The 17,741-nt window shown below is 40.3% G+C and carries 14 protein-coding genes and 1 pseudogene (1 of these 15 running past the window's edge); 7 read left to right on the forward strand and 8 right to left on the reverse strand.

Features of this window, described 5'->3' with window-relative positions:
• Positions 1 to 245: 245 nt before the first annotated feature.
• Entirely contained in the window at positions 246 to 1,028 is a 783-nt protein-coding gene (locus A3H37_02345; protein OGL49534.1) for a prolipoprotein diacylglyceryl transferase, read from the reverse strand.
• Between the two features lie 347 nt (positions 1,029 to 1,375).
• On the opposite strand from A3H37_02345, the gene A3H37_02350 reads away from it, so the two are divergent.
• The gene (locus tag A3H37_02350; GenBank protein OGL49558.1) at positions 1,376 to 2,509 is read left to right on the forward strand and encodes a hypothetical protein; all 1,134 of its coding nucleotides are present in this window, start codon (positions 1,376 to 1,378) and stop codon (positions 2,507 to 2,509) included.
• A 57-nt stretch (positions 2,510 to 2,566) separates the two neighbouring features.
• Here A3H37_02350 and A3H37_02355 read toward each other — a convergent pair whose 3' ends face one another.
• Positions 2,567 to 2,764 (reverse strand): hypothetical protein, encoded by a 198-nt coding sequence (locus A3H37_02355; GenBank protein OGL49535.1) that lies wholly within the window; start codon positions 2,762 to 2,764, stop codon positions 2,567 to 2,569.
• 239 nt (positions 2,765 to 3,003) lie between these two features.
• Positions 3,004 to 3,204 carry a cold-shock protein gene (locus A3H37_02360; protein OGL49536.1) on the reverse strand — a complete coding sequence of 67 codons (201 nt, stop codon included), beginning with the start codon at positions 3,202 to 3,204 and terminating at the stop codon, positions 3,004 to 3,006.
• A gap of 410 nt (positions 3,205 to 3,614) precedes the next feature.
• Between A3H37_02360 and A3H37_02365 the strand changes: the two genes are divergently transcribed.
• Entirely contained in the window at positions 3,615 to 4,430 is an 816-nt protein-coding gene (locus A3H37_02365) for a hypothetical protein (GenBank protein OGL49537.1), read from the forward strand.
• Between the two features lies 1 nt (position 4,431).
• Here A3H37_02365 and A3H37_02370 read toward each other — a convergent pair whose 3' ends face one another.
• The 3 genes from A3H37_02370 to A3H37_02380 all read right to left on the reverse strand — a co-directional run bounded on the left by A3H37_02370 (position 4,432) and on the right by A3H37_02380 (position 8,551).
• A complete protein-coding gene (locus A3H37_02370) occupies positions 4,432 to 6,702 on the reverse strand; it encodes a hypothetical protein (GenBank protein OGL49559.1) in 2,271 nt (756 codons plus the stop codon).
• Positions 6,703 to 6,968: 266 nt separating this feature from the next.
• The gene (locus A3H37_02375; GenBank protein OGL49538.1) at positions 6,969 to 7,433 is read right to left on the reverse strand and encodes a (2Fe-2S)-binding protein; all 465 of its coding nucleotides are present in this window, start codon (positions 7,431 to 7,433) and stop codon (positions 6,969 to 6,971) included.
• Positions 7,434 to 7,498: 65 nt separating this feature from the next.
• Positions 7,499 to 8,551, reverse strand: coding sequence for a hypothetical protein (locus A3H37_02380; protein OGL49539.1), 1,053 nt, complete (start codon positions 8,549 to 8,551; stop codon positions 7,499 to 7,501).
• A 111-nt stretch (positions 8,552 to 8,662) separates the two neighbouring features.
• Between A3H37_02380 and A3H37_02385 the strand changes: the two genes are divergently transcribed.
• Both A3H37_02385 and A3H37_02390 read left to right on the forward strand, forming a co-directional pair.
• A complete protein-coding gene (locus A3H37_02385) occupies positions 8,663 to 9,757 on the forward strand; it encodes a deoxyhypusine synthase (GenBank protein OGL49540.1) in 1,095 nt (364 codons plus the stop codon).
• Positions 9,758 to 9,891: 134 nt separating this feature from the next.
• Entirely contained in the window at positions 9,892 to 11,241 is a 1,350-nt protein-coding gene (locus A3H37_02390) for a threonine synthase (protein OGL49541.1), read from the forward strand.
• A gap of 83 nt (positions 11,242 to 11,324) precedes the next feature.
• On the opposite strand, the gene A3H37_02395 is transcribed toward A3H37_02390, so the two are convergent.
• The gene (locus A3H37_02395) at positions 11,325 to 13,085 is read right to left on the reverse strand and encodes an antibiotic ABC transporter ATP-binding protein (protein ID OGL49560.1); all 1,761 of its coding nucleotides are present in this window, start codon (positions 13,083 to 13,085) and stop codon (positions 11,325 to 11,327) included.
• Positions 13,086 to 13,336: 251 nt separating this feature from the next.
• Positions 13,337 to 15,109 carry a hypothetical protein gene (locus tag A3H37_02400; GenBank protein ID OGL49561.1) on the reverse strand — a complete coding sequence of 591 codons (1,773 nt, stop codon included), beginning with the start codon at positions 15,107 to 15,109 and terminating at the stop codon, positions 13,337 to 13,339.
• Positions 15,110 to 15,343: 234 nt separating this feature from the next.
• On the opposite strand from A3H37_02400, the gene A3H37_02405 reads away from it, so the two are divergent.
• From A3H37_02405 to A3H37_02415, 3 genes and pseudogenes are all read left to right on the forward strand, one after another.
• Complete coding sequence (locus tag A3H37_02405; GenBank protein ID OGL49542.1) at positions 15,344 to 15,586, forward strand: CopG family transcriptional regulator; 243 nt, start codon at positions 15,344 to 15,346, stop codon at positions 15,584 to 15,586.
• Entirely contained in the window at positions 15,571 to 15,909 is a 339-nt protein-coding gene (locus A3H37_02410) for a MazF family transcriptional regulator (protein ID OGL49543.1), read from the forward strand. Before A3H37_02405 ends, A3H37_02410 begins: the two co-directional genes overlap by 16 nt.
• A 258-nt stretch (positions 15,910 to 16,167) precedes the next feature.
• Positions 16,168 to 17,741: pseudogene (locus A3H37_02415) on the forward strand (glycosyl transferase family 1) (it continues 599 nt past the right edge of the window).

The following is a 17,741-nucleotide window of genomic DNA, read 5'->3' on the forward strand; positions in this document are numbered from 1 at the left end:
TCAAAATAAACTTTATACCGTTACTGACATTTTTACTCGGCAGTTAACTGACATATTGACTTGGCTTTAACATGAAATTAAAAGTAATCCATTATATCTATTTTTATTCCTAAAAATGTAGAAACAAGCCTTTAGGCTTGTTAATAACAGACCTGAAGGTCTGTTTCTACAATTTAGATTTTTATATTTGAAATAACTTTATAGAAGATATGAAAGATGAAAAATAAAATTTATAAAGTTATATTTTAATCGTTTTTCCCAGCTAATTTCTTTTTCCTCATTATTGTCATCATGAAGATTGCAAAAACTATCAATATAAGGCTTATGAGCTGGGAAGTGGATAATAATCCATTTAAAACAAACCCTCTTTCATCACCCCTGAAGAATTCAACCGTAAACCGCATTACTGAATAAAGGATTATATATGTCCATGCTATCTGGCCATCAAATTTTTTAAATTTTTGAAACCAGTTGAGAAAAAGAAATATAATAAAATTTGAAAGAGATTCATAAATCTGTGTTGGATGAACAGGAATATTCAGCACGGGCTGGGCAAGGGAATCCGGATTTTTAAATGTTACTGCCCATAGGATATTTGTCTCTTTTCCGTAGCAGCATCCGGCAAAGAAACAACCGAATCTTCCTAATGTGTGGGCAAGAGGAATTGCCGGAGCAAAAAGGTCAAGGGTTTTCCATATTGGCAATTTATTCTTTTTTATTAAAAAATATCCTGTTGCAAATGCAGTTAGAAATCCACCGTAAAAGACCAGCCCTCCTTCCCAGATTTTAAAGATTCCAAGAATGTCACCTTCAAAATTCCTGTATTCAATAATTACATAAAAAATTCTTGCCCCTAAAATTCCTGAGAGGACCAAATATATAGTTATGTCCAGAATCTTCTGGTAGCCCAATCCGTTATATTTTGCCTGTTTTGATAAATAAAAAAGGGCAAGAAGTATTCCAAAAGCAATCAATACGCCATAGGTGTGAATCTTTAGCGGTCCGATGGAGAAAAGAGTTGGGTGCAAATCAATAAATCCTTTCTTTTGAAATTTTAATCACAAAAACAAAGTTTAAATGACATTCTCGGTCAACCTGTTGAGTTTTGTTGTTTGGGATTGGGAGAATGTATATTAAATTACAATTGTCTAAGTCAAGGTAAAAAAATAATATCTTATGATGCTTGACAACTTGAGAGTCAAAGGCGTATATATGCGCAAATTTTTTTTTAACATAAGACTAATTATGGAGGGTTTAGGTGAGAAGATATAAAAAGTTATTTTCATTATTGCTTGCAGGAATATTTCTTTTTTCGTTTTTCAACTTTACAGAGGCGAAGAAGACAAGGAAACAGAAAAAGGTTTCCAAACCGCGTATTGCTTCTTCAAAACCTTTGGTTTCTAAAAATTTTGTAGGAGCGGCTGAAGACCTTCCAGTCAAGTCATCAATCCTTGTTGAGGCTGAAACAGGGCAGATACTGTTTGAAAAAAATCCTCATGAAAAACTTCCACCTGCAAGCATTGTGAAACTAATAACAATGCTTGTGGTCATGGAAAGAGTAAAAGAGGGAAAGGTCAAACTGACAGACGAGGTGAAAGTCAGCAGCTATGCTGCTCAGATGGGAGGCTCTCAGGTTTTCCTTCAGGAGGGTGAAGTCTTTCCATTGGAAGAGATGATGAAAGCAATTACAATAGCCTCAGCAAATGACGCTTCTTATGCAGTGGCAGAGTTTATAGACGGAAGTGAAGAGGCTTTTGTTGAAACAATAAATGAAAGGGCAAAAGAGCTTGGAATGAAGGACAGCCATTTTGTAAATACACATGGGCTTCCTCCTGAAAGGGGAGAGACTGAACAGAACCTTACATCTGCCTATGATCTCTCTTTAGTGGCAAGAGAGCTTATTAAATACCCTGCTATATTGCAGTGGTGTTCGATTCGGCAGGAAAAATTCAGGGGCGGGAAGTTTACCCTGACTAACACCAACAAATTGATAGAAAAATATGATGGCATGGACGGGTTTAAAACAGGATATACAGAAGAGGCTGGGTTCTGTCTTGTTGCTACTGCCAAGAGAGGGGAGAGAAGGCTGATATCTGTTGTGCTTGGCGCGGAAAGCAACAAAGAAAGATTTGCAGAGACAAAAAGGCTTCTTGATTACGGGTTTAATTTTTTCAGAAAAATAACAGCCTTTAAAAAAGGCGAGATTGTCGGAGATGTTCCTGTTGAGAATGGCGAGGCAAAAAAAGTTAAGGTTGAAGTGCCAAAGGATGTATTTGCTGTTGTTAAGAAAAAGGATGAGAAGAGGGTAGAAAAAAAGTTTTCAGGTGTGTCCCAGTTGACTGCACCGGTAAAAAAAGGGGTTAAGGCGGGCGTTGTTACAGTAACTTTAGATGGTAAAGTTATTGCAAAGGCAGATGCTGTGGCATCAAAAGATGTGGAAAAAGCAAAGTTGATTTTGAGGATATTGCGGAAGCTTGGGCTGTCGTGGATTTTGTATGATGAGGAGTAGGAAGATGTCCATCGCAGTCATGCAAAAACTGAAACTACCCTTGACAATTCAAAGAAATTAAATAAGTGGAAATAATGGAACCGTTGTACTAGCTTGATAATTCAGTAACTCTTTGACGACAGGTTTCATAATCTCAGCGATTCTTATGTTTTTAAGAGTTTTGCTTGCGATCTCCACTGCATTTTTTGCAGCTGCTTCCCATGATTTTTCAATTGTTCCTACCAGTTCGATAATCTTATAAATACTTTCAGCCATGACTTTCCTCCTTAATAGAAATTAAAAAGGGACAGATTTATTTCAATCTGCCTCGCAGTTAATACCACCAATAACAGATTCAAGATAAATTATATTACCCGAATCTTTTCCCAGTCAACAGATAAACGAGAAAAACAGATAACCGCTATGATTGTTTCAGATGCGGAGTGAGGAGAGAAAAAAGAAGAAAAAATAAAATCCCCCCCCTGCTGCAAGAGCAGGGAGGAATTTTCATTCAATTATAGCTTTGCTACATTGATTGCTTTGGGACCTTTTGGGCCTTTTTCAATGTCAAAACTGACCTTGTCGCCCTCTGCAAGAGTTTTAAATCCATCACCCTGTACAGAAGTATGGTGGACAAAAGCGTCATTTCCATCTTCATTTGTAATGAATCCAAAGCCTTTGCTGTCGTTAAACCACTTCACTGTTCCTTGTGCCATTTCTTCAACCTCCTTTACTGTAAATTAAAATCTTAGAAAGCCATAACAAAAAAAAGACCACAAAGGCAAAAGTCTTTGTGGTCTCATAAACGTCAAAAACTTCTAAAATTCCAATATTTTTGTAACCTTTCCTTAAAATTTAGTCAAGAAATAAATGAACTTTTCTTTCCATTTGCCTTTTTTGCCATCTTACGATATCTTTTCTCCATAGACCTGTCTGCGTGCCACGCACAGGCAGGAGCGACCTCCTCCCTGCCTGCGGCAGGCAGGTAAATTTTGGTTTTCAGTTAATTCAGTTAATTAAGTCTAACCGAGGTCGCTTCCTACTTCAACAATTGAAAGGGACATGACCATGGTCTGGACAAAACTAAAAAAATATTTTATGTATAATTAATAAAGCGAAACTAGCCATGAAGAAAGAAAATGTTTTATCAATAATTTTAATAATTTATTTAACTGGCTGTGCTGTCCATCTGGTGCCTAAAGGTAATCCTGAAATAAAAATTTCACCTTCTGGTCTAATGGTTGAGCAAGAATCGCGAGGGATTAAAGTATCTGTGGATGGAGGAATGAGTAAATTTACAAAATTTGACAAATATACTCCTGTATTTTTGATAATAAAGAATAATACAGATAAAATAATCAGCCTTGAATACGGAAATTTCACAATAAAAGATGAAGCAAATAATATTTACAAACCTTTTTCCATAAAAGAGGTTATTGGAAGCGTTGAACATAATAAGCCTTTCCAATTAGCTAAATGGGATGGAAGATTTATAGGTAATAACAGAAAGGTATTGGTAAATAAAAATAATGGAGTATTTTTAGTTAAAGAAAATGGATGGAAAGTTGTGAAGGATGATTCTAAAGGGAAGAAGAGGGGTTATGTGTTTATCTATCCATTTTATGACCCATTTTACAATCCATTTTTTGACTATCCTTTTTATCCCTATGGTCCTTATAGCCCCTACTATGGGAGAATGTTTTATCCTTATGATTATTACTATTACTATGGATATTATAATCCATATAGACCATATACTTCTCCGTATTACAGAGAAGATTATTATACTCATCTGCCAATGGATATCCTCCCTCACAGGGAAGTTAGCGGATATCTATATTTTCCACAGGTGCTTAAGACAGCAAAGGATGAAATCAGGCTTTCAGTGGATATAGAAGAAGCTGAAAGAGTGATGGAGTTTTCCTTCAAAATCAATAAATAACTTACCTGCCGGTTTTGCTTTCTAATGCCTTTAAAACTCTTTCAGGGGTGATGGGAATCTCTTTTATCCTGACGCCAATTGCGTTTGAAACAGCGTTGGCAATTGCCTGAGAGGTGCACTGAATCGGACCCTGTCCAACTTCCTTTGCTCCAAAAGGACCATAGGGGTCATTTGTTTCAACAATTATTGTCTCTATGTCAGGCATTTCAATTGGCCTTGGAGTTCTGTAATCAAGAAAAGACGGATTCATTACCACGCCATTGTCCATTAAACATTCTTCATAAAGGGTTTGTCCCATACCAGAAAAAACCTGGCCCTCAATTTGTCCTTCAACTGCCATTGGATTAATGGCAAAGCCTACATCGTGGGCAGCAGTCATCTTTAATAATTTTACAAATCCGGTCTCCGGGTCAACTTCGACCTCAGCAATCTGTGCGCCAAAGGAGTAAGCCATTGAAGAGTTGCCTTCAAGGGTTTTAGGGTCTGCTGCCTGAATTGGAGGATTGTAAAATCCCTTACCCATTATGTATCTTCCCTCAGCCGAGTTAAGGGCTTCACTAACAGCATCAGAAAAGTTCATTGTTTTATCAGGATTCTTTTTAGATGAGATTTTCCCATTTCTGAAGAGCAGATCTCCTTGTTTTACCGCTAATTTTTCCGCAGCAATTTTTGCAATCTGCTTTTTGGCATCCAGAGCGGCTTTTTTGACTGCGTTTCCTGTTGTAAATGTTCCCCTTTGGGAAATTGCGCCTATATCAAGGGGAGTGATGTCTGTATCTCCTGCAACAACCTGAATATCCTCAAGCCTTATTCCAAGGGTTTCAGCAGCTATTTGAGCCATGGCTGTATATGAACCCTGTCCCATATCCGGAAGCCCTGTGAACAGATGTACTGTGCCATCTTCCTGAATTTTAAGAAAAGCTGCGGACGTGTCATATAAAAACATTCCCTTGCCACCGGAACGAATCATCCCGCATCCAATGCCAATGCCTCTTAATTTTGGAAGTTTGCCATATTTCTTTTTCCAGTTGCTTTTCTTTGCAGCTTTTTTAATACATTCAGTCAAACCACAGCTTGCGTAATGCATCTTGCTTGGAGTCGTATATCCTTTTGTAACAGCATTTTTCAGATTAATCTCTACCGGGTCAATTCCTAAATCCTGCGCAATCTGGTCAATCTGGCTTCCAAAGGCAAATCGCTGCGCAACCATACCTGCACCGTGGTGGAAGAAGTATGGATGGTTATTTGTGTAAACAAGTTTTCCCTCGCATTTAGTGCCTTTTATTTTATAAAGCATCTGGAGATTAATGGCAAGGAACCTCAGAACTATAAACTGTGTGGCAAGATATGCTCCGGAATCTATGGTAAAATTACTGTGCACTGCGCAAAGAGTGCCGTCTTTTTTAACGCCGGTTTTAAGGTCTATTAAATATTTTCCTCCTCCCCTGTAGACAAGAAATTCTTCATCGCTTGAAAACCTTAGCCTTACAGGTCTTCCGGTTTTCTTTGAGAGCATGGCTGCAATGTAATGATATGAGCGGTCGCTTCCTCTTCCGCAGAAAGCGCCACCCACATTTTGAGTTATGATTCTGACCCTGTTCTCAGATAGTTTAAAATTTGAAGCCATATTTTTCTGGATAAAATGGGTAGATTGGATTGGTGTCCAGATTGATAACTTTTCGGAAGAATCAAAGTGGGCAATGCACATATGATGCTCTGAGAAACAGCTATGGGTTGGATAAATTACAAACCTGTCCTCTCTCACATATTCAGACTCGGCAAACCCCTCTTCAACATTTCCGAAAGATATGTTTATATTGTCTGGTATGTTATCATCGTAAAACTCATGAACTTTTGGAGATTCCTTTTTAAGGGCTTCTTCCATGTCAAAAACAGCAGGAAGAGGTTCATAATCCACCTTTATTAATTCTAAGGCTTCTATTGCTGTATTTTCATCAACAGCAGCTACAGCAGCGACCTCATCTCCGATGAACCTGACTTTATCGCTTGCCAAAACTGTTTCATCAGGACCAGCATAAATCCCTTCAGTATCTTTATTCAGTAAAATGGCTTTGACTCCCTGAAGCTTTTCAGCCCTTGATATATCTATGTTGAGAATCTTGGCATGGGCGTGAGGGCTTCTCAGAATTTTGCTAAAAAGCATTCCCGGAAGGATTATGTCTTCAGAAAACTTTGCCTCTCCTGTTGCTTTTACTGCAGCATCCACCCTTGGCAGGCGTTTGCCAACTACAGAGTATTTGTCAGATTTGATTGCCACTCAGGAGTTCCTCCTTATTGTTTCCTCTAAAATAATCTTGTGGACAGGCAGGTTTCTGCCCGTTTTTGGGCGAACACGAGGTTCGCCCCTACTCATAACAAAATCTAAAAAAGTAATGTAGAAACACACCTTTAGGTGTGTTAATTTTTTTTATAAAATAGATTAACAGGTCTAAAGACCTGTTTCTACATAATTTATTTCCATGAGTGAAAGGTGAAACTTAAAACACGCAATTTATCCTTTAAATTTTCCAGATTACACTACTTTCCCTCACTCACTGCTTCTACCGCTTCAAATATTTTCTTATAGCCGGTGCAGCGGCAGAAATTACCTGCAAGGGCTTTTTTTATCTCGTCTCTATTGGGCATGGGATTTTTATCAAGGAGTCCTTTTACTAACATTATCATTCCTGGCGTACAATGACCGCACTGTATTGCTCCATGTTTTATAAAAGACTCCTGAATCGGATGCAAAGAACCTTTTTCTGAAATGCCTTCAATGGTCAGAATGTCCATTCCCTCTGCTTCAAAAGCCAAAACAAGGCAGGAAAGTACAGGAACTCCATTAATAAGCACAGTACATGCCCCGCATGTTCCAGTTTCACAGCTCTTTTTTGTTCCGGTGTACTGCAGGTTTTCGCGAAGGACCTCAAGAAGGGTTCTGCTTGGCTCAATAGCGACTTCGTAAATATCCCCATTAACTTTTAATTTAATTAACCTTTTCACAATAACTACACCTTTCTTATTCTCCAGCTAATTACAAATGAATTTCAAAGTTCAAAGCTCAAATTTCAAATGAAATCCAAAACCTTCTCTATCCCTCTCTTTACCAATGTTTCTGCCATCTTTCTTTTGTAAGAAGGGGATGCCCATAGGTATGGAATTACTTTTATCTCCTTTGATGCAGCTTTTGCGACTTCATTGATTAAATCAGCACTGATTTTTTTCCCCTTTAGCATGTTCTCAGCCTCTGTTGTTCTTATTGGGAATGAAGTTACTGCACCGGTAACAATTCTTGCATCCCTGCAAACTTTATTATTTTCAAGGGTAATTTTAATAGCTGTATTTGCAATGGGGTATTCAATTCCATCCCTGAAAGCGAGACGGGAAAAAGAGCTTTTTCCATCCTGTGAATCTTCAGGAATAAGGATTTCAGTCAGTATTTCATCTTCTTTGAGTATATTTACAGGTTCTCCTGTTTTGGAGTAGAACTCATCAAGAGGGATTGTTTTAGATGTTCCTTCAGAATTTAAAATTTTTACTTTTGCATTAAGCGCCATCAAGGCAGTGGCAGTATCTGATGAGAATACAGCGTTACACCTATTGCTTCCTTTTATTACATGGCAGACAGAACCTTTGGTTTTAAAGCAAAGAGGTTTTGCGTCTCTCCAAAGCTGTGTCTGGTTATAGTACCAGCATCTGGAATCAAGACAGATGTTTCCACCTATGGTTCCCGTATTTCTGATTTGCTGGGAAGCAACAGAGTCCGCTGCTAAGGAAAGAATAGGATATTTTTTGATGATTATATCAGCTTTTGCAACTGATTGCAATGTTGACATGGGACCTATCTTAAGCCCTTTTCCTGAGAGATATTCAAATCCCTTCAGTTCTTTTATTTTTCTAAGGCTCACAAGATGGGCAGGTTTTTTTGCCCTTTGTTTCATTGCCACAAGAAGGTCAGTTCCTCCTGCAAGGATTTTTGCATTTCCCTTATGTTCTTTCAGGACAGAACACGCTTCCCTGACAGTTTCAGGGCAGTGATAATCAAATTTTGGCAACCGCACAGAATTTTTCCTTTGAAAAATTGGAATTAAAATAAAAAAAATAACTCTTGATGTCAACAAGAAATAACTTTCTCTTGACTTAAAAAAAATTATTTATAATATTTTAACACTCATTTCAAAAAGCAACTTTGTGGCTTGGTTCAATAATCTATAATTGTGGAAATGGAGAAAATGGGTAATTCAAGAAAATATTTTTTAAAAAGTGAGATAATAAATCCTGAACCTATTCAAGGGGACTTGAATGTTTCAGAACTTGTTGATAAATATTTTCTTGCTTATAACAGCAAGAGGATAAAGGAGATATGCCAGCTTCTTACAAAAAAGGTTTTAAAGAAAGATGTAACTGTAGGACTCAGTCTTTCAGGGGCATTGACTCCTGCAGGACTTGGCAGGTCTGTTGTAGTTCCTCTCATTAAAAGCGGGTTTGTTGACTGGATAACTTCAACAGGTGCAAACCTCTACCACGATACACACTTTGGATTGAACCTTGAACTCAGGCAGGGGAGCCCGTTTTTAGACGACACAGAACTTAAAAATGAAAAAATAGTCAGAATCTATGACATAATATTTGACTATGATGTCCTTCTTTCTACAGACAGGTTTTACCGTGAGATTCTCAGGTTGCCAGAATTCCAGAAAGAGATGGGTACAGCAGAGCTGCATTATCTTATAGGGAAATATCTTTTTGAGCGTGAAAAAGCTCTCGGGATAAAAATACCAACTCTTCTCTCATCTGCTTACCAGTATGGAGTTCCGGTATACACGCCTTCTCCAGGAGACAGCTCAATAGGAATGAACATTGCAGAGGTTATTCTTTCAGGAGGAAAGCTGAGAGTTTGTCCCTTTCTGGATGTAAATGAGACTGCAGCAATAGTTCTTGATGCTAAGAGAGCAAAGGGTAAGAGTGCGGTATTGATTGTGGGAGGCGGGGCGCCAAAGAATTTTATGCTTCAGACTGAGCCTCAGATACAGGAGGTCCTGAAGCTTGATGAAAAGGGACATGATTATTTTATGCAGATAACAGATGCAAGGGCTGATACAGGAGGGCTGTCAGGGGCAACTCCTTCTGAAGCAGTCAGTTGGGGAAAAGTTGATGAAGAGATGCTGCCCGATGCAGTAGTCGCATATATTGATTTTACAGTAGCTTTGCCAGTTATTACCAGTTATGTTCTATCAAAGGCAAAGCCACGAAAGCACAAGAGACTTTATGATAAGAGAGAAGAGTTATTAGGAAGGCTTCAAAAAGAGTTTTTAAAAAAACCATGAAAGTCTTTTTTATGATTACAGCGATCAAATAAGAGATTACACAGAAAATCCCCTCTTAGTCCCCCCTTTAGTAAAGGGGGGTGGTGGGGGGATTTAAATCTGTGTAATCACATTTATGAAAGAAGTGAATAAATATGGAATACAGGGCATGGTTTCAGTGTATAAATGATTGTGAAGGGAAGTATGAGTTAAATGAGATAATTTATAACTGCCCCAAATGTGGGGATCTTCTCAGCGTAAGGCACGATATGAATAAGCTAAAGAAGAGAAGCGCATGGCAGTGGATGAAGCTTTTTGACGAGAGGTATCGCAGGGGCAAATGGCCCTATGGAAGCGGTGTGTGGGGTAAAAAAGAAATGGTCTGCCCCAATCTGGAGAACAGTAATATAGTTTCCATGTATGAAGGTAACAGCAATGTATTCTGGGCTGAACGTTTAGGAAAAGAAATAGGGGTGGAAGACCTTTGGGTGAAACAGTGCGGAAACAGCCATACGGGTTCTTTTAAAGATTTGGGAATGACTGTGCTTGTTTCAATGGTGAAGCAGATGATATCAGAAGGAAAAAAGATTACTGCTGTTGCATGCGCTTCAACAGGAGATACCTCAGCCGCTTTAGCTGCTTATGCTGCTGCTGCCGGAATTCAGGCAGTTGTTTTTCTTCCAAGGAATAAAGTTTCCAACGCCCAGCTGATTCAGCCAATCGCAAACGGTGCGCTGACTCTTTCGCTTGATACTGATTTTGATGGATGCATGAAGATAGTTCAGGAAGTATGCAGGAAGAACAATATATATCTGGCAAATTCTATGAATTCCCTGAGAATTGAAGGACAGAAGACAGTAAGCATTGAACTTGTCCAGCAGTTTGACTGGGAAGTTCCTGACTGGATTATAATTCCAGGAGGAAATCTTGGAAATGTCAGCGCCCTTGGCAAGGGATTTTTACTTATGAGAGATTTGTGGATGATAAAAAAACTTCCAAGAATTGTATGCGCTCAGGCAGAAAAAGCAAACCCATTGTACCTGAGTTATTTAAAGGGTTTTGATGAGTTTAAGCCTATTCATGCAAAAAAAACCCTTGCAAGCGCTATCCAGATAGGAAATCCGGTGAGTTTTAAAAAGGCTGTTAAGGTGCTGAAGGAGTTTAACGGAATTGTTGAGCAGGCTTCTGAGCAGGAGTTAGCTGATGCTTCAGCAAGGGCTGACAGAACAGGGCTTTTTAATTGCCCTCATACAGGTGTTGCTTTAGCAGTATTACTCAAGCTTATTAAAAAGAAAGCCATAAAACCAAATGAAAGGGTAATTGTCATATCCACTGCCCACGGCTTGAAGTTCACTGAGTTCAAGCTCAACTACCATGAAAGCAGGCTTAAAAATATAGAGCCTCATTATGCAAACCTTCCGGTAGAGCTTCCTGCAAAATATGATGTTGTGCGGGATACCATATTCCGTGAGCTTGAGAAGAAGGAGAAGAAAAAAAGAAGCTAATGTCAAAGATCTGGATTCCTGCTTTCGCCTGTCTGCCGACAGGTAGGTAGGAATGACAGAAAATAGAATCGTCTGAACCTTAATTATAAATTCAAAGAAGCTCTCTCCTCAAGATGGTACTTATACTGAAGCTCATACAGTTTGTTATATATTCCTCCAAGGTTTAAAAGTTCCCTGTGGGTTCCAATCTCCTTTACCATTCCCTTGTGCAGGACTATTATCCTGTCAGCGCGTTGGATGGTTGAAAGGCGATGGGCTATTATTATTGAAGTCCTTCCCTCCATTAGTTTAAAAAGGGCTTCCTGTATCATGCTTTCAGTTACTGTATCAACGCTTGAAGTTGCTTCATCAAGGATAAGAATTTTAGGGTTAAAGACCAGAGCTCTTGCAAATAAGAGAAGCTGTTTTTCTCCTGAAGATAAATTTTTGCCCAACTCTTTTACAGGCTCATAGTATCCTTCCGGGAGTTTTGAAATGAAGTTGTGGGCATTGACAAGTTTGCATGCTTCGATTACTTCATCATCCTTTATGGATATTTCACCAAGCCTGATATTGCTCATTATATCACCTGAAAACAGAAAAACATCCTGAAGCACTATGCTAATCTGCTTTCGCAGCCAGAGTTTATCAAATTCCCTGATATCAGTTCCATCAAGCTTTATCACGCCTTTTTCAATGTCATAAAATCTGCTCAGAAGTTTTATTATCGTTGATTTTCCAGCACCTGTTGCTCCAACAATTGCAATTTTTTCACCCGGGTTTATCCTGAAACTGATATCTTTAAGGACATAGTTATCAGGGGTATATGAGAAATAAACATTTTTAAAAACTATCCCACCCTCAAGGCTGTCCGGTTTTTTCTTTTCAGTAAAAACCTCTTCTTTCTCTTCCATCAGGTTAAATATTCTTTCAGAAGATGCCATTGCCTGCTGCATAATGGCATATTTTGTTGAAAGGTCCCTGATGGGCCTGAAAAACTTTTCAATATATTCTATAAAGGCGACAAGGACTCCGAATGTAAGGGTCTGTTTTATTATCTGCCCTCCTCCAAACCAGATAATGAGGGCAACAGCAATTGAACCAATGAGCTCGACAAAGGCGTAGAGGAATGAATCGTAATAAACTGATTTGATGTTTGGAGCGAGATATTCATTGTTTATCTTCTGAAACTGCCTGAAATTTTTCTTTTCCCTGTTAAAGAGCTTTACTGTTTCAGAGCCTGTTATGTTCTCATTAAGGAATGAGTAGAGGTCAGAAAGTTTTGTTCTTATTACTCTGTTGGCTTCCCTTGATTTAGTTCTGAAGATTACGGCAACAATGGCAAGAAGAGGGACAACTGTAAACGTTACAAGCGCAAGTTCTCTATTCATTTTCAACATCACTATCATGATTCCAATAAGAATAAAAAAGTCTCCGGCAAATCCTGCTATTCCTGCAGTAAACATTTCGCTCAGCGATTCAACATCGTTTGTGACCCTTGAGACAAGCCCTCCGACAGGATTTTTGTCAAAAAAAGAATATGGCATTTTCTGAAGATGGGTGAAAAGTTTGATTCTCAGGTCCTGGATAACTCTTTGTCCTGCTAACTGGAGGATATACTGCTGGGCAAAGGTTAAAAGATACTGGGTTATAAGAGCACCAAGAAAGGCGAGTGCTAAGAAGTTTATTCCTTTCAAGTTTCCTTTGATAATATGCCTGTCAATTGCGAGCTTGATAATATAAGGCTGGGAGAGCATGAGTACAGCTATTAATGGTAGTATCAAGAGCGAAAGAAAAATCAGCATTTTATAAGGCGAGAAATAGCCCCATATTTGTTTCAAAAGCTTCAGATCATAGATTTTCATATTCTGAAGGTCATCATCAAACTTCTCAAAACTGCCATGATATTCACTCATTGTTCAACATTCCTTAAAATTTGCACCTGCTCGTCATTGCGAGCTACCGAAGGGAGCGTGGCAATCTCAAATCCCCTTCTATCCCCCTTTTCTAAAGGGGGAGAAAAGGGAGATTGCTTTGCTATTGCTCGCAATGACAACAAAAAATAATTTATCCCTTTTAATCTGTGTAATTTTTTTAAAATCTGTGTAATCATCTTTCACGCAACCTCCTCCAATTCCTGCATTATCAGTTGCTGGTTGTAGAGTTCATAATATATTCCGTTTAAAGCAAGAAGTTCTTCGTGAGTTCCAATCTCGCGAATCTCTCCATTTTCCATAACAACTATTCTGTCAGAATTTTTGATAGATTGAATACGGTGGGTTATGAAAATAGTGGTTTTGCTTCCTATAATCTGTTTTAAGTTTTTCAAAATATCTTTTTCAGTATCAGCATCAACACTTGAGATAGGGTCGTCAAAAATAAAAATAGATGCCGGAGAAATTATTGACCGGGCAAGACAGATTCTTTGTTTCTGTCCTCCTGACAGGTTAACGCCTCTTTCGCCTATCATTGTGCTGAAGCCTTCAGGGAAACCGTCAACATCTTTTGAAAGCTCCGCTATATCAGATGCCTGTTTGAGTTTTTCGCTGTTTTCTGTCTCGTCTGCATAGGCAACATTTTCACTAATGGTTGTATTGAAGAGAAATGACTCCTGCGGAACATAGCCTACAGATTTTCTCAGAGTATTTAGGGAGAGCTTTGTGATGTCAATTCCGTCAATAAAAATCTTTTCTTTTTCAACTTCAAAAAGACGCAGAAGCAGTTTTGCCAGCGTGCTTTTCCCTGACCCTGTCCTTCCTACTATTGCGATTGATTCTCCTTCTGATATGTTTAGGTTTATATTTTTTAATGCTTCAACAGGAGAACCGTTGCCGTTTCTGTCCTCAGGATATGAAAAGCTCAGGTTTTTAATTCCGATGTTGCCGCTTAGTGTTTCAAGTTCAATTGTTTCGTTGTTGTCAGCAATTTTTGGTTCTTCTCTTAAGATTTCACAGATTCGCTCAAATGAGGCAAGACCTCTCTGGATGAGAGCAAATATCCATCCAAGCGCAATTGAAGGCCAGATTAAGAGTGCGAGGTAACCGTTGAATGCAACAAAATCACCCAGCGATATTTCATTTGACACAACCATCCTTCCTCCCTGCCAGAGGATGATAAGTGTTCCGATACCTCCGAGCGTTCCCATCAGTGGGAAAAGTGTTCCCATCATTGTGACTATTTTCATCTTGCTTTTTAAATACTCACGGTTCATTTTCAGAAAACTGTTTTTCTCGTTTTCTTCCTGAACATAGGATTTTATAACCTGGATTCCGCTCATATTCTCCTGCACCTTAGAGCTGATATCACCTAACTGTTCCTGCACAAGTTTTGAGATTTTAAACATCTTTGGAGTAACTTTTTTTACGACAAAAAAGATTACCGGGTAGGGAAGAAGAGACAGGAGTGTCAGTTTTAAGCTTAGTGCAGCCATTGCTATCATTGCAAAAACAAATGTAAATCCTGTGCTGATGATAGTGAGTGTTCCAAAGCCAATAAACATCCTTACAGTAGTGAGGTCATTTGTAGCTCTTGAAATTATGTCTCCGGTTTTTCTGTTCTGATAAAAGGATGGGGACTGCTTCTGGAGATGGCTGAAGAGGTCCTCTCTTATGTCATTTTCCAAGTAACGGCTTGCCCCAAAAAGAAGGTATCTTGAAATTATTCTGAAAATAGTTCCTGCCAGCGCAATTGAGATAATCAGCAAGGCATAGGTTGTGACAGATTTGAGTTCAAGGTTGTTTTTTAGACTTTCAATAGAAAGTTTCAGTATCCAGGGTATAACAAGGCTTGAGGAGTCAAAGATTACTGAAGAGGTAATCCCTCCAATAAACCACCATTTGTATTTTTCAATATAATATTTTAACCGGATGTAATTTTCTTTCAAAAACATCTGCATAGTAATTCTCTTTTGGTGAACTATAATTGTTAGAGGAGGCAATGTCAAATTATTCAAAAAGGGGACGGACTGCCGCCCCCTTTTTGATAGAATTGCGACAATTCAAATGCTAAAAAAACACGACAATTGAAACGCTAAATAATATTGGGTCCTAATGTCAATAAATCCTGCCATAAAAAATATTGACAAATCCAGTGGTATGATATAATGTAATACTGAAGGTGAGCTATGAGCAAAGCAAAAATTGCCATTACATTAGACGAACAATTTATTGAAGATATAGATAGACTTGTCAGTACACATATTTTTCAGAGTCGCAGTCAAGCCATACAGGAAGCAGTGGAAGAAAAACTGAAACGATTGAAACGTACCCGTTTAGCTAGAGAATGCTCCAAACTTGATCTTGATTTTGAAAAGGCAATGGCGGAAGAAGGCATGACTGAGGATTTGAGCCAATGGCCCGAATACTGAGGGGTGATATTAGGTGGGCAGATTTAAACCCTGTGCGGGGCCGTGAGCAGGCAGGCTTACGACCGGTTTTAATTTTGAGTTACGAAATTTTTAATGAACGTTCTGGAACTGTTATTGCCGTGGCTATTACCAGTCAGCCTCAACGTGCAGGGTTTCCTCTCACTCTTGAATTGAAAACAGTAGATTTGCCTAAACGTTCATGGGTTAAAATAAGTCAGATTCGGACTTTTTCCGTGGAGAGAATTGGAAAAATGATTGCCAAAGCAGATCCTGAAGAATTAGACCAGGTCATTGAAGGACTAAACGAAATAATAGGGGCATAACAAATCACTCGTGCGGATGACGTGCCGCCACCGCGCTCTTCGGCGTTGGGCGGCCACTTCGCAGGTGAGACAGATACTTCAAATGCAACATCTCAGACAATGTCGTGTACTGATTGAATCTATCTCAGCAAATTGAGCAAGGAGAGCGGGTTAAGATTAACCCTGACAGAGGCGGTCACGAGAGCAACCGCCTCTTTGCGTTAATGGACCAAGAGGTAACTAAAAAGTAAACTGGTTGCCAGAAAAGAGATGTTCATCATGGACCACAGTTCAACCAATTCAACGATTAACCGCATGGCATTCATCGGCAACTACTTGCCGCGCCAGTGTGGCATCGCCACATTTACTACCGACTTGTGTGAGGCCATCGCCGCCCAATATAGTCAAACAACCTGCATTGCCCTGCCGGTCAATGATATCGAGGCTGGTTACGCCTATCCGACCCGCGTTCGGTTTGAGTTGACTGAGAAAGATATTGACTCGTATCACCGCGCCACCGACTTTCTGAATATCAACAACGTTGACCTCGTGTGCTTGCAACACGAATATGGCATCTTCGGCGGGTTGGCAGGCAGCCACATCCTGGCGCTATTACGTGAATTGCGCATGCCCATCGTCACGACTCTGCATACCATTCTGCACGACCCCGACCCAGATCAGCGACGGGTGTTGGAAGAAGTCGCGGCCCTGTCCAATCGGTTGGTCGTCATGAGTGAGCGCGGCGCGGAATTTTTGCACGAGGTCTATGGTGTGCTGCCGGAGAAGATTGATCTAATCCCCCACGGCATCCCTGATGTACCCTTTGTAGACCCGAGTTTTCACAAAGACCTGTTTGGCGTCGAGGGCAAAATCGTCTTACTTAGCTTCGGCTTGCTCTCGGCGAACAAAGGGATCGAAAATGTCATCGCCGCCCTGCCCGCTATTTTAGCCCGACACCCAAACGTGGTGTACATCATCCTTGGCGCAACCCATCCCCACGTAGTGCGGAATGAAGGCGAAACGTATCGGCTGTTCCTGCAATGGCTGGCTCAGGAGAAAGGCGTGGAAGGGCACGTAATTTTCTACAACCGATTTGTCAGTTCGGAGAAACTCGTTGAGTTTATTGGCGCGGCGGATATTTACATCACGCCCTATCTCAACGCAGCGCAGGTAACCTCAGGCACACTCGCCTACACCCTGGGGGCGGGCAAGGCTGTGATTTCGACACCGTATTGGTATGCGGAAGAGATGTTAGCCAAAGGACGGGGGGCGCTGGTGCCGTTCCGGGATCCGGTGGCGCTGGCCGATCAGGTGATTGACCTGTTGGATAATGAGGCTAAACGTCACGCCATGCGCAAGCGGGCCTATGTGTTTGGGCGGGCGATGATCTGGCCGCAGGTAGCGCGCCGCTATATGGAGAGTTTTGAACACGCTCGGGCGGAACGCCGGCATTTCACCTCGCCTGGCTTCATAATCAAACCGCTCGACAAACGTCCGGGCGAACTGCCCCCTCTCAAACTGGACCACTTACGCCACATGACGGACGGAACCGGCATACTGCAACATGCCCTTTTCACGGTGCCCAACTATCGCGAGGGCTATACCACCGACGACAACGCCCGCGCGCTGATGGTGAGCGTTCTCCTGGAAGCCCTTGGCAACGAAGAGGCCTTAGAACTGTTCTCCCGTTATCTCGCCTTTATTTGGTATGCCTTCAATACTGAAACCGGACGCTTCCGTAACTTTATGGATTACCAACGTCACTGGCTGGAAGTTGGCGGTTCCGACGATAGCCACGGCCGCGCGTTGTGGGCATTGGGCACCGTGTTGGGCCGTTCTAACACGCCGGCCCT

The sequence above is a fragment of the Candidatus Schekmanbacteria bacterium RIFCSPLOWO2_02_FULL_38_14 genome (assembly GCA_001790855.1).
In the GTDB taxonomy this organism is placed as follows: Bacteria; Schekmanbacteria; GWA2-38-11; order GWA2-38-11; family GWA2-38-11; genus 2-02-FULL-38-14-A.